10 protein-coding genes are annotated in these 12,858 nt (G+C 57.1%); 7 read left to right on the plus strand and 3 right to left on the minus strand.

Annotated elements, in window-relative coordinates; translation table 11 throughout:
- The first annotated feature begins 150 nt into the window (after positions 1–150).
- Positions 151–984 carry an MOSC domain-containing protein gene (locus tag PCI15_RS15420; RefSeq protein WP_271270830.1) on the plus strand — a complete coding sequence of 278 codons (834 nt, stop codon included), beginning with the start codon at positions 151–153 and terminating at the stop codon, positions 982–984.
- Here the strand turns inward: PCI15_RS15420 and PCI15_RS15425 are convergent, their stop codons facing one another.
- From PCI15_RS15425 to PCI15_RS15435, 3 genes are all read right to left on the minus strand, one after another.
- On the minus strand, positions 985–3,162 hold the full coding sequence (locus PCI15_RS15425; protein ID WP_271270831.1) for a tRNA(Met) cytidine acetyltransferase TmcA: 2,178 nt from the start codon (positions 3,160–3,162) through the stop codon (positions 985–987). It abuts the gene before it with no gap.
- Between the two features lie 13 nt (positions 3,163–3,175).
- Complete coding sequence (locus PCI15_RS15430; protein ID WP_271270832.1) at positions 3,176–4,132, minus strand: GGDEF domain-containing protein; 957 nt, start codon at positions 4,130–4,132, stop codon at positions 3,176–3,178.
- A 130-nt stretch (positions 4,133–4,262) separates the two neighbouring features.
- Positions 4,263–4,868 (minus strand): DUF924 family protein, encoded by a 606-nt coding sequence (locus PCI15_RS15435; RefSeq protein ID WP_271270833.1) that lies wholly within the window; start codon positions 4,866–4,868, stop codon positions 4,263–4,265.
- Between the two features lie 125 nt (positions 4,869–4,993).
- Between PCI15_RS15435 and PCI15_RS15440 the strand changes: the two genes are divergently transcribed.
- The 6 genes from PCI15_RS15440 (at position 4,994) to PCI15_RS15465 (ending at position 12,837) form a co-directional block, all read left to right on the plus strand.
- Positions 4,994–6,121, plus strand: coding sequence for a hypothetical protein (locus PCI15_RS15440; protein WP_271270834.1), 1,128 nt, complete (start codon positions 4,994–4,996; stop codon positions 6,119–6,121).
- Positions 6,122–6,132: 11 nt separating this feature from the next.
- Positions 6,133–6,759 carry a glutathione binding-like protein gene (locus PCI15_RS15445; RefSeq protein ID WP_271270835.1) on the plus strand — a complete coding sequence of 209 codons (627 nt, stop codon included), beginning with the start codon at positions 6,133–6,135 and terminating at the stop codon, positions 6,757–6,759.
- A 38-nt stretch (positions 6,760–6,797) separates the two neighbouring features.
- Positions 6,798–7,415, plus strand: coding sequence for a LysE family translocator (locus PCI15_RS15450; RefSeq protein WP_271270836.1), 618 nt, complete (start codon positions 6,798–6,800; stop codon positions 7,413–7,415).
- Between the two features lie 148 nt (positions 7,416–7,563).
- Positions 7,564–9,120, plus strand: coding sequence for a trimethylamine methyltransferase family protein (locus tag PCI15_RS15455; protein WP_271270837.1), 1,557 nt, complete (start codon positions 7,564–7,566; stop codon positions 9,118–9,120).
- A gap of 53 nt (positions 9,121–9,173) precedes the next feature.
- Complete coding sequence (locus PCI15_RS15460) at positions 9,174–11,591, plus strand: GcvT family protein (protein ID WP_271270838.1); 2,418 nt, start codon at positions 9,174–9,176, stop codon at positions 11,589–11,591.
- A 1-nt stretch (position 11,592) separates the two neighbouring features.
- Complete coding sequence (locus PCI15_RS15465; protein WP_271274631.1) at positions 11,593–12,837, plus strand: sarcosine oxidase subunit beta family protein; 1,245 nt, start codon at positions 11,593–11,595, stop codon at positions 12,835–12,837.
- The last annotated feature ends 21 nt before the right edge of the window (positions 12,838–12,858 follow it).

A 12,858-nucleotide genomic window follows, 5' to 3' on the forward strand; every position in this document is an offset into this window, starting at 1 on the left:
GACTTTAACCGATAACAGCCTGCTTTAAATAGAAAATTTTGCTGATTTACCCTGTGGTAATCGCTACACTCAAAAATATGATCATTTGGCTGAAGCACGTTCACCGCTCACTCTCAGCCGGCTAATTACACCGATCCACCGAGGCAATAAATGACCTGTACGCTCAGCCAGTTACACGTATACCCGATCAAATCCACCACCGGCATCAGCCTGAACCGCAGCCACGTATCCCCCCGGGGTCTCAGCTTTGACCGCGACTTTATTCTGCGGGATGTAAAAGGCCGGTTTATCACCGCCCGTACTCACCCCAAACTGGTCCTGGCTGAAGCCAGCCTGACCCCCGGCGGCCTGCTGCTCAGCGCCCCGGGAATGCCAGATCTGGACATCAGCTATGCCGCCTTCAGCAACCAGTATCTGGATGTAAAAGTCTGGGGCAGTGAAATCAGCGCGCAGCATTGTCAGGCCGATGCCGACCAGTGGTTCAGTACCTATCTGGAAACAGACTGCCAGCTCGTCTACTTCGGTGAACAGTCACAACGGGAAGTCAGCGGTCATGAAGGTCAGCCGGTCAGTTTTGCCGACGGCTACCCGTTATTGCTGATCTCTCAGGGTTCCCTGAATGACCTGAATTCGAAGTGCCCGGCCCCAATCAGCTTTGCCCACATGCGGCCCAACATTGTAATCAGCAGCATCGCGCCTTTTGCCGAGGACAGCTGGTCGCAAATCCGGATCGGAGACGTTGAATTTGATGTGGTGGAAGCCTGCAGCCGCTGCGTGTTTACCACGGTGGATCCGAAAACCGGCATCCGCAATGAATTCAAAGAACCGTTAAAAACCCTGAAGCAATACCGTCGCGACGAAAAAGGTGAAGTGTTCTTCGGCCAGAACCTGATCCCCCGTAATCAGGGAGTGATCCGCGTGGGTGATACGGTGGAAATACTCGGCGGCAAAACCCCGGTAAGCCTGTTACCGGCACAAATCTGATTACTCAGCCCGGCATTCATCCAGAAGTTGCCCAACGACGTCACGCAACTGTTTCAGCAGGTTGCGTGGCGATACGGCGGGCGCGCCCCTCTGCTGACAGGCGTCCCAGTGTTTATTCTGCAACACTTTGCTGATTAATAACTGCCGCTGAGCAGCATTCAGCCCGGCCAGTTTTCCTGCCAGCCCGCAGCGATACAGCCATGGCCGTAAGGTAAACTGGCAACTTTCGTACTGCCGGTGCGCCCCGGCAAATGAACCCAGTTCAGCGGCGTCGGACGGACTCAGCAGAGCGCTGCTTTCACCTGCCCCCACAGCCAGATCGGCAAAAATATCTGCCACCAGCCGGGCCTCCATATGCTGAAGATAACTGCTCAGTAACGGGCTGAACTGACAGATCAGACGGTTCCGCGCCTCCAGTAACACCCCTTCACCGGCACCACTGCATGCCTTAAGCATAATGACTCCGTGGGTTGCCCCCACGCTGTCCCGGGTCAGGCCGATCCGGGCCAGCCGGTAACCGTTATGCCGCCAGAAACTCAGCAATTCAGGGGTCAGCCCGAAGCCGGTTCCCAGCCAGTCCATATGCCTTTCACCGGCATGCTGCTCCAGTTGCTGCAGCATGTGTTCTGCTACCCTGCGACGCTGCAATTCCGGCCGCACCGCAATGCGCATAATCCGCAAGCCTTTTAGCCGTCCTGCCCCGGCAATCGCCTCCTGGGCAAGCAAGGTCTGAGGAATAAGGTGACCTTTTGGCCGCCGGGTACCGGCAAACACAGCGGCTGCCAGAGCATCATCCAGCGGGCCTTCTTCCGCCACCAGCATGGTGCCGAGCAGTTCATTGCCGGCGACAGAAAACGCCCCCCAGACCTGCAGATTCGGGCTGTCGAGCAGAATACGTAAATCCCCCGGCGTAGTCCGGTAATGGGCCAGTACCAGTAAGCCGAAAACATCGTTGAGCAGCGCCTCATCTGCCACCAGCGCATCCCGGTCAAGTAACCGCACCTGTATTGCGGCCGTCAGTGCCCCTGGGTCGTCATGCAACGGCTCAGGTTCAGCGGCCAGCATCAGCGCCTTAAAGGTAAATACTTCCAGCGGATCGCCCGCCGCCCAACGCACCGGCGTCGTCAGACGCAGATCGTGCCAGCCCGGGCGCTGGCTGTTCAGCAAGCCTTTAAAACGTACCGCAAACCCCTGTCCGGTACCTTCATAGCCATGAATTGTTGAAGCAAATACACACCGGGAATAACCGGCCAGCAAGCGGGCCAGCACCGGCACCGGAATCGCTGCCGCCTCATCCACCAGCAGAACATCTGTTTCAGGCATGACTTCCAGCATACGGTCTGGCTGATAAAAACGGACTGACGCATCCCCAAGGCATACCGCACCCGGTTCAGCGTGGCATTCAGCAAGGTTCGCTGCCGCCGCACTGAACAGCGCTTCAACGGCAGATAGAGCCGGTGCCACCACAGTGATTTTTGCAACGCCCTGCTGAATGAGCGCGGCCGCCAGCAAGCCAAGACTGGCTGACTTTCCCCGCCCCCGGTCGGCCGTTACCACCTGCACCGCCGGCCGTTTTGACAGGCACTGTGCGGTCAGATGCTCAACCAGTTGCTGCTGTTCCAGGCTGCGATAAGGGTTTTTATATGGGTCACCGGCTTCCGGCAAAGGCAGATCAGGCATACCCGGCAGCGGCTGCCCCTGACGGATCAGATACAGCGCGTCGTCGCCGGAAATCACCCCAGCAAGACGGCGGATAAACCGCCGGCCAACATCATCCGCGCAATAGGGCTCCACCGCGATATGCTGTAACTCAGGATCGTTAAAACCCGGCCACTCATCCAGCGGTGGCACCAGCAGTAACATCAGCCCACCGGCCACCAGTACACCGCTGACCTGTCCAAAGGCATTCGGGTTAAACCCTGCAAAGGCATCGACCACCAGACGCTGGCGTTCCTGCCCCAGACAGCTGCCGGCCTGTTTCGGGCTGATACATTCCACACCGTCCGGTCTGTTTAAAGGCGACGCATCACTGCCCAGCCATAAGCACCCTTCCGGTTTGTCCAGCCCGCTGAGCTGCTGATTGAGCCAGTCAGGCTCACCACTGATAACCAGCAGAGCGCGCTGCCGCCGTGCGCCGGCACAGGCCGACAGCTGCTGCAGATATTCACGGGTTAACATGGGAAAAGAAGAATCAGTCTGAATAGGTCACTGGTACTTCCAGCGACTGTTCTGTATTGAAGCTGACCTGATTGCCGCCATTATCCTGCGCCTGTTGCAGCAGGTCTTCAGTTAACTGCTGAATATGCGCAGCACTGAGTTGTGCCGACGGCTGCATCGTGCTCACCCCCAGGCTCAGCAGCATTGGCTGTCCGCCCAGAATAATTTCAGCAGCCTGCTGCCGCAGACGTTCCGCCAGCTGTGGCGACTGTTCATTGGTGGCCGGCAATAGCAGAGCAAAGCGGTTGTCACTGATCCGGGCAATCACGTCGCCGGGACGGAATACCGTTTGTTGCAGATTTTCCGCCAGTAACTGTGCCATTACCGGATGATCTTCTTCCGGTAAATCATTCAGATATTCACCGTCCGGTTCCAGCAAAATTAATGACAGCGGCGTAAACTCACGCACTGCACGGCGGCATTCAATATCCAGCAAAATTTCGAACTGGCTGGCATTCACCAGCCCGGTTGCCGGGTCTTTGCCGCTGGCCTGTTCGATCTGTTCACGGCTCATTTCCAGCGACTGCTGATGCTCATCCACCAGCGCCTCATACCGGCGGTTACGCCGCCAGTTCATCACCAGCAAATTTACCGTAAAGAAAATAAGTATCGCCGCCAGGCCGGCAATCAGTTCAGGTAACAAGGTGAAATGGCTATCAATGACCGGCTGAGAAACCCGGTCAAAATCTGCCCGTTCAAGACCACTGGCCGCATACATCTGCCAGAGTTCATCAATACTGTTTACCCCGTCAGCTGCCTGCTGGCTTACCCCGCTGACCTGCGCTTCCAGCGCCACACGGATTCCCTGCACAGCAACCTGCTCTTCATAGGCATGCAGTCCGAAAACCGTCCCCATCCACACGACAGCACCACCGGCAGCGGCCATCAGCAACTGGGAAAACCAGCCTTCACGTGGGTTTTGTTCTGTCACAGACAAAATCTTTCCTTAAATATTACGGGTAACATCTGCCCCGGCAATCAGCCGCCGGGCGCCCGGTACAGGCGTTCTACAAACCTAATATCTTTTCCCGGGTGATGCAACGCACAACCGCCCGAAATGATTACTGTCCGTAGGTTTTATGGGGCTGATTCAGATACGCAAGTTCTTCCGGCGTGGATTCCCTGCCCAGCACCGTATTGCGGTATGGAAAACGGCCAAAACGGGCAATCAGCTCCCGGTGCTCATGGGCGAAATCCAGCGCATTATCCAGTACCTGACGGTGCTCAATGCCCATTTCACCGAACAGGCTTTCCAGACATTTAATATGCTGATCCTGCTCCTGCAGTGACTCCGCATGTTCCAGCGGCATATAGAAGAACAGTTTCTCGCTCAGCTCCAGCGCCCGGTCATGGCCCAGTTCGATGCCCTCTTTGCTCAGTGCCGCGGCTTTGCTGTCTCCGGAAAACGCCTCAGCACTGCCACGGTAAATATTGCGGCTGAACTGATCCAGTAAAATAATCAGCGCCAGACGGCCCCGGGGCTGCCGGGCCCATTCATCCAGTTCACCGGCCAGCGCCTGCCGGACCCGCTGGCCAAACGCATCGCGGATCAGGTTATCCACGTCTTCCCCGCCATACCACCAGAGTTTTTTCCGGTCCGGGGTCGCCAGGCCATCACACAAATCACCAAACCAGAAATGCAGAATCTCTTCAATTTTCTCAGTCATGCAGATTATCCGTCTTCAAAATCCACTACAGAGTATAAGATATACCCGTAAACTTATAATTTATATCTTTAAAGTCAGCAGCTTCTGCTTTAGTCTGAGACTATATTCAGCCGAGGAAATCCGAAATGCGTGCGTTACTTATCGTAGCCGTTATCGCCGTTCTGGCGATTGCCGGTGTGTATATCTACCAGACAATGCAACCTGCTGTTTCACCTCAACCCGCCAGCCAGGGATCAGACCGGACCACATCCGGCCAGCTACCCAAAGTCACGCACAGCAGCCAGGGCGACCAGCCAACATCACAACCTGACACCCCCTCGCCAGCCAGTTCAGCCCCGGACACCGGCAGCAACAAACCAATCACCGGCACCATCAAAGTTCAGCCGGTGGATGAAGCACAGCTGTCTGCCAGCGATAACATCCTCGAAGAAGTGATCGCCTCTCCGGTAGATGAACTGACCAAACAGGCTGCCAAACAACATATTGAAGAGGTTACCCGTTCGCCGCAGGAAGCCATCGATATTCAGAAGGCCGACCATTTTGTAACCGTCGACCAGTTGCTGGAACTGCCTTTACAACAACTGATTACCCCGGCCACTACCCAGGCACCGGTAGCAGACGAAGACAACGCGAAAACCTTTGCCGTGGATACCGGCCCGATCAAATCCCGGTCACTGGATGATCCTGCCAGCAGCGGTCAGGCAGCAGCGAAACAGCCAGAAAGCACCGGCTTCTCATTTGAGAACATCAAACGCAAAATCGTCACTGTGTTCAGTGATGAAGAAGACGGTTCAGAGCCTTCTCCACAGGTAGTCTCCCGCACCAAGGCCGCCACCGAAGAAGCCATCGCCCAGCTGGATAACCAGATTAAACTGCAGGCACTGCTGAACAATCCGGAAACCGCCAAAGATCAGGTGTTCTTTATTCACGCGGTCACCGGCGGCGACAAACAGGGTCTGTGGGGCATTATCCAGCACGGTGTGATTAAAACCTTTGCTAAGGGCATCCGTATTCAGGATAAAGTGATGACCGCCGACATTCCCCGGGAAGCCGATGAGCGTCTGGCAAACCGCAGCAGTTCATTCCTCGGGGCCATCCTGGACCGCAAAGTGAAAGACACCTACGTGTATAACTATCAGAAAGGTATTCTTGGCCAGAACCCTGATCTGATCACCCCGGGTCAGGAACTGATCATTGTCAGCTTTGAAGAAGCAGAATTAATCGCCATCTATAATCACTTTGTTAACCAGTAACCGGCATCGCAATGATTGATCTGTATACCTGGGGCACCCCCAATGGCCGCAAAGTCTCCATTATGCTGGAAGCCTGCGGCCTGCCCTATCACGTTCACCGCATTGATATCGGCGCCGGCGACCAGTTTACACCTGAGTTTCTGGCCATCAGCCCGAATAACCGCATTCCCGCCATAACCGACAGCGACGGTCCGGACGGCCTGCCGGTATCCGTCTTTGAAAGCGGTGCCATCCTGCTCTATCTGGCGGAGAAAACCGGCCGCTTTTTGCCGGCAGATCCCCGCGAAAAAATCACCTGCATGGAATGGCTGATGTGGCAGATGGGCGGTTTTGGCCCCATGCTCGGGCAGGCCCACCACTTCAACCGCTTCGCCAAAGAAGATGTGCCTTACGGTAAACAGCGCTATACCGCTGAAGCCAAACGGCTCTGGGGCGTGCTGGATAAACATCTGGCAGACAAAACCTACATCTGCGGTGAAAACCAGAGCATTGCCGATTTTGCCATCTACCCCTGGGCCTGCCGTTACGAATGGCAAACCGTCGAACTGGATGACTTCCCCGCCGTACACCGCTGGATGCAGCGGCTGGCCGTGGAGGATTACATCACCAAAGGCATGCAGATCCCCGATACCCGCTGAATCAGCCCCCTCATGAAAAACACACAGGCCATACGGATATGCTCAGTACTGAATTCTTAATCACATCATTAGTGGTGGTCCTGCTGCCGGGCACCGGGGTCATTTTCACCCTGGCCACCGGCCTCAGCCTCGGCCGCCGGGCCAGTCTGTTTGCGGCGGCGGGCTGTACGCTGGGGATCATTCCGCACCTGCTGGCCAGTATCTTTGGGCTGGCCGCCCTGCTGCACACCAGCAGCCTGGCATTCCAGCTGTTTAAATACGCCGGGGTAATCTATCTGCTCTATCTGGCATGGGGCATGTGGCGCGACACCGGCAGCATCCGCTTTGACAATGCCGGCACCGCCCCCGTACAAGACTGGCGGATTGCCCTGCAGGCCATGCTGATTAACGTGCTGAACCCCAAGTTATCAATATTCTTTCTGGCATTTCTGCCGCAGTTTTTACCCACTGCCACAACTACACCGCTGGCAGACATGCTGCTCCTCAGCCTGACCTTCATGCTGATGACACTGCTGGTCTTTATTGGCTACGGCCTGTTTGCCCACCACGTTAAACACTACATCCAGCACAGCCCGACAATTCTGAGCTGGCTGCAGCGCAGCTTTGCCGGCATCTTTGTTGCCCTGAGTGCCCGGCTGGCCAGCAGCGAACAGTAAGCCGTTACCCCCTCATTCTGCCGGTTAAAGACGGCCGCCCATTAAGCATGACTAAAACTCATGCTTAATGATTTTAAATCGTTTTTGCCTTGTTCCCGCCTGTTTTATTTTGCCGTGAAGCCAATTCATAAAAACAAACAGGCCAGCTATGCAAACACAATCCGGGCAACGTACATCCCGCCGCCGCGGTAACTCCCGCAGCGCCGGACGGGCCGCTCAGGCCATGCAGCAACTGCCGTGGCAACAGCTGCGAAATCCGTTAACCCCCGTTAAAGTCATCAGCGATGATCAGTTAGAAAGCATCCACCACGCCTCGCTGGATATTCTTGAACAGGTGGGCATCAAAGTGCTGTTGCCTGAAGCCCGGGACATCATGCGCCAGGCAGGGGCGAAAACGTCTGCGGATTCTGAACAGGTATTTTTTGACCGGGAGATGATCGAATCCCTGATCGCCCTGGCCCCCTCAGAATTTACCCTGCACGCCCGTAACCCGGCTCACAACCTGCGCTTTGGCAGTAACTATGTGAACTTCGGCACCGTGGCCAGCGCCCCCAATGCCAGTTGCATGGACAAAGGCCGCCGGGCCGGTAACCGGCAGGACTATCAGGACTTTCTGCGGCTGGCACAGCACTTCAATATTATTCATTTTCTCTCCGGGTACCCGGTGGAGCCGGTGGATGTGCATCCCGGTGTTCGTCATCTGGACTGTCTGGCCGATGCCGCCCGCCTCACCGACAAAGTCATGAACTGCTATTCACTGGGGGTCGAACGTAATCAGGACGCCATTGAAATCGCCCGGATCGCCCGGGGCATCAGCCATGAACAGCTGGATGCCGAACCCAGCCTGTTTACCATCATCAACACCAACTCACCCCTGTCACTGGATATACCCATGCTGCAGGGCATCATGGAAATGGCCAAACGCAATCAGGTGGTCGTCATCACGCCGTTCACCCTGGCCGGGGCCATGGCCCCGGTCACTCTCGCCGGCGCACTGGCACAACAAAATGCCGAAGCGCTGGCCGGGCTGTGTTTCGCCCAGATGATCCGCCCCGGGGCCCCGGTGGTCTACGGCGGTTTCACCTCTAATGTCGATATGAAATCCGGCTCGCCGGCCTTTGGTACTCCGGAATACATGCAGGCGGCGCAGATCGGTGGCCAGTTAGCCCGCCGCTACAACCTGCCTTACCGCAGCTCCAATGTGAATGCCGCCAACACCGTCGATGCTCAGGCGGGGATTGAATCCACCATGGCCCTGTGGGGCGCACTCGGCGGCGGCGTTAATTTACTCATGCACGGTGCCGGCTGGATGGAAGGCGGTCTGTGTGCCTCCTTTGAAAAATTCGTGCTGGATGTAGACCTGCTGCAAATGATGGCCAGCTACCTGAAGCCCCCGGAAGTCAGTGACGCCAGTCTGGCGGTCAGCACCATTGCAGAAGTCGGCCCCGGCGGGCACTTCTTCGGCTGCGCCCATACCATGGAGCGCTACGAAAATGCCTTTTATGCCCCGCTGATTTCCGACTGGAGCAACTATGAAACCTGGGACGGTAAAGGCCGCCCCACCGCCTTCGAAAAAGCCAATCAGGTCTATAAAAAAGCACTGGCTGAGTATCAGCAGCCGTTGCTTGATCCGGCTATTGATGAACAACTTGAAGCTTTCATCAGCCAGCGTAAAGCCGCCGGCGGTGTCGCCACCGACTTTTAACCCTGCCCCCCCGGCCAGCGCCGGACGCTAACAAAATAAGGATAAACAGCACTATGAAATCTCATGTACAGGTTGCCGTCATCGGCGGTGGCGTTGTGGGTTGCAGCGTACTTTATCATCTGACCAAGCTGGGCTGGAAAGACGTCTGCCTGATCGAACGTTCCGAACTCACCGCCGGCTCCACCTGGCACGCGGCCGGGGGCATGCACACCCTCAACAGCGACCCGAACGTCGCCAAGCTGCAAAACTACACCATCAACCTGTACAAAGAACTGGAAGAAATATCCGGCCAATCCTGCGGCATCCACATGAGTGGCGGCATCATGGTGGCCGATACCCCGGAACGGCTGGAATTCCTGAAAACCGCCCACGCCAAGGGTAAATATCTGGGGCTGGAAAGCGAATTCATCGACATGGATGAAGTTAAGAAGCTGCACCCCCTGCTGGACACCAGCCACTTCTGCGGCGCGCTGTACGACCCGCTGGAAGGCCATGTTGATCCTTCCGGTGTCACCCATGCTTACGCCAAGGCGGCCCGCATCGGCGGCGCTGAAATCTATCGCCAGTGCCCGGTGGTGGACCTTAAACAGACCCCGGAAGGTCACTGGGAAGTGGTCACCGAAAAAGGCACCATTCATGCCGAGCATGTAGTTAACTGCGGCGGTTTATGGGCCCGCGAAGTGGGCCGTATGGTGGGGCTGGAACTGCCGATTCTCGCCATGGAACACCAGTATCTGATCACCGACACCATGCCTGAAGTGCAGGCACTGGATAAAGAACTGCCCCACTGCATCGACTTTGCCGGCGAAATGTATATGCGGCAGGAAGGTCAGGGGCTGGTTATGGGCACCTACGAACAGGCCTGTGTGGCATGGTCGGAACGGCAAACCCCGTGGCATTTTGGCCACGAACTGCTCAACCCGGATCTGGAACGTATATCCCCCAGCCTTGAAGTGGCCTTTGCCCACGTACCGGCGCTGGCGGAAGCCGGCATTAAACAAACCATCAACGGCCCGTTCACCTTCGCCCCGGACGGCAACCCGCTGGTTGGTCCGGTCCGCGGCCTGAAAAATTTCTGGGTGGCCTGTGGCGTTATGGCTGGCTTCAGTCAGGGCGGCGGTGTCGGTCTGGCCCTGTCTAACTGGATGGTCCACGGCGATCCCGGCAGTGATATTTTCGCCATGGACGTGGCCCGCTACGGCGACTGGGCCACCATGGCCTACACCAACACCAAGGTGAAAGAAAACTATCAGCGCCGTTTCCGGATAAGCTATCCGAACGAAGAATTGCCCGCAGCCCGCCCCCACCGTACCACTGCCATCTATGATCTGCTGAAAGACCAAAATGCCGTATTCGGCACCAGTTACGGGCTGGAACACGCCCTGTGGTTTGCTGCCGAAGGGCAAACACCGGAAGAAATTCCCAGCTTCCGCCGCTCCAACGCCTTTGAACAGGTGGCTGCGGAATGCCATGCCGTGCGTAATCAGGTGGGCCTGCTGGAAATATCCAACTTCGCCAAATACCGCATCAGCGGCACCGGCGCAGCGGCCTGGCTGGATAAGCTGCTGGCCAACAGCCTGCCAGCCACCGGCAGAATGGTACTCGCCCCTATGCTTAACCGCTCAGGAAAACTGCTGGGGGACTTCACCGTTGCCCGCCTGAAAGAAGACGAGTTCTACATTTTCGGTTCCGGCACCGCCGAAGAATTTCACATGCGCTGGTTTGAACAACAACTGGAAGGCGTTGCAGACGTTCAGCTGGAATGCCTGCGCACCCGTCTGACAGGCTTGTCCATCGCCGGCCCCCATGCCAAAGCCCTGCTCAGCAAACTGACCCACCATGGTCTGGATAACTTCAATTTCATGCGCTTTGCCGCTATGGATGTCGGCCATGCCCCGGCGCTGGTGGGCAGAATCAGCTTTACCGGCGAACAAGGTTATGAAATCTGGGTTGAGCCGGACTATTTACGGGCCGTGTATATGAGCCTGATAGAAGCCGGCGCAGAATTTGGCCTGCGCCACTTCGGTGCCCGGGCACTGGACAGCCTGCGCCATGAAAAAGGCTTCGGCGGCTGGACCCGGGAATTCACGCCGGATTACCAACCTTATCAGGCCGGTATGGGCCGCTTCGTGAAACCGGCTAAAGGGGAATTTATCGGTCAGGCCGCAGCGGCCGAAAATGCCGGCCAGCAGGCCGATAAAGTGCTGATTCAACTGGCCATTGATGATCTGGGGGGCGATGCCGACGCCGTTGCCGACGAGCCGGTATTCTTCAATGATCAGGTGGTCGGCTGGGTGACATCCGGTGCCTATGGCCACTGCGTACAGATGAGCCTCGCACAGGCCTATGTGGACAGCAGCATTGCCACGGAAGACAACTTCACCGTTGAAATCCTCGGTAACATGCACCCGGCCAGCCGTCTGGCAGAGCCACCATATGACCCAAGCGGCAGCAAAATGCGGGGCGCTTAACATGCAGCGTTATTCGCTCTTTAACCTGATTCGCCAGTCGCTTGGGTACCACCGGGGCTGGCAAAGTAACTGGCGTACCCCAACACCACAAGATCACTACGACATCATCATTGTCGGCGGCGGTGGCCACGGGCTGGCCACCGCCTACTATCTGGCGAAGAAGCATGGCATCAACCGGGTGGCGGTCATCGAAAAAGGCTGGCTGGGGGGCGGTAATACCGGCCGTAACACCACCATTGTGCGCTCAAATTACCTGTACGATGAATCCTCTGCCCTGTTCGAACATGCCATGCAGCTCTGGGAAGGCCTGTCGCAGGAGTTGAACTACAACGTCATGTTTTCCCAGCGGGGGCTGATGCATCTGGCCCACAACGAACATGACCTGCATGAAATCACCCGCCGCTGCCATGCCATCCGCATGAACGGTATCGACTCGGAACTGCTCACCCCGCAGCAAATAAAACAGCGGGTACCCATGATCAACCTCAACGCCCGTTTTCCGGTACTGGGCGCGCTGTATCAGGGCCGTGCCGGCACCGCCCGGCACGATGCCGTCGCCTGGGGCTATGCCCGGGGCGCTGACGCACTGGGGGTGGATATCATTCAGAACTGCGAAGTGCAGGGCTTTGAGATTCAGAACAACGAAGTCCGTGGCGTGCATACCTCTCAGGGGCTGATACGCGCCGATAAAGTTGGCTGTGTGGCCGCCGGCAATTCCAGCGTACTGGCGGCACAGGCCGGGCTGAAACTGCCACTGGAATCCGCCACCCTGCAGGCCTTTGTGTCGGAACCGCTCAAGCCCATGCTCGATTCGGTGGTTACCTCCAACACGGTGCACTGCTATGTCAGCCAGTCGGATAAAGGCGAACTGGTTATCGGCGGCTCGTCCGACCCGTACAACAGCTACTCCCAACGGGGCGGCTTCGACCAGATCGAACACGTGGTCGGCCCCATGGCCGAGCTGTACCCGATCATCAGCCGCCTGAAAATGATGCGTCAGTGGGGCGGTACCGTCGACCTGGCACCGGACCGTTCCCCCATTCTCGGGGAATCCTCTATACGCAATCTGTACTTCAACTGTGGCTGGGGCACCGGCGGCTTTAAAGCCACCCCTGGCTCCGGAGATCTGTTCGCCGATTCGCTGGCCAACGGCCGGATGCATCCGATCCTCAAACCGTTCGGGCTGGAACGTTTTGCCAGCGGCGAACTGATCGACGAAGGCGCTGCCGCCGGCGTTGCCCACTAACTGACTTTACGGGACACAAGC

The sequence above is a fragment of the Aliamphritea hakodatensis genome, from assembly GCF_024347195.1.
Taxonomy (GTDB): domain Bacteria; phylum Pseudomonadota; class Gammaproteobacteria; order Pseudomonadales; family Balneatricaceae; genus Amphritea; species Amphritea hakodatensis.

What these genes read in the sequence shown, in the direction of transcription:
- PCI15_RS15465 (WP_271274631.1), top strand. Translation starts at nt 11,593, where the DNA reads ATGCAGCGTTATTCGCTCTTTAACCTGATTCGCCAGTCGCTTGGGTAC.
- PCI15_RS15425 (WP_271270831.1), bottom strand. Translation starts at nt 3,162, where the DNA reads ATGTTAACCCGTGAATATCTGCAGCAGCTGTCGGCCTGTGCCGGCGCA.
- PCI15_RS15455 (WP_271270837.1), top strand. Translation starts at nt 7,564, where the DNA reads ATGCAAACACAATCCGGGCAACGTACATCCCGCCGCCGCGGTAACTCC.
- PCI15_RS15450 (WP_271270836.1), top strand. Translation starts at nt 6,798, where the DNA reads ATGCTCAGTACTGAATTCTTAATCACATCATTAGTGGTGGTCCTGCTG.
- PCI15_RS15460 (WP_271270838.1), top strand. Translation starts at nt 9,174, where the DNA reads ATGAAATCTCATGTACAGGTTGCCGTCATCGGCGGTGGCGTTGTGGGT.
- PCI15_RS15420 (WP_271270830.1), top strand. Translation starts at nt 151, where the DNA reads ATGACCTGTACGCTCAGCCAGTTACACGTATACCCGATCAAATCCACC.
- PCI15_RS15445 (WP_271270835.1), top strand. Translation starts at nt 6,133, where the DNA reads ATGATTGATCTGTATACCTGGGGCACCCCCAATGGCCGCAAAGTCTCC.
- PCI15_RS15435 (WP_271270833.1), bottom strand. Translation starts at nt 4,868, where the DNA reads ATGACTGAGAAAATTGAAGAGATTCTGCATTTCTGGTTTGGTGATTTG.
- PCI15_RS15440 (WP_271270834.1), top strand. Translation starts at nt 4,994, where the DNA reads ATGCGTGCGTTACTTATCGTAGCCGTTATCGCCGTTCTGGCGATTGCC.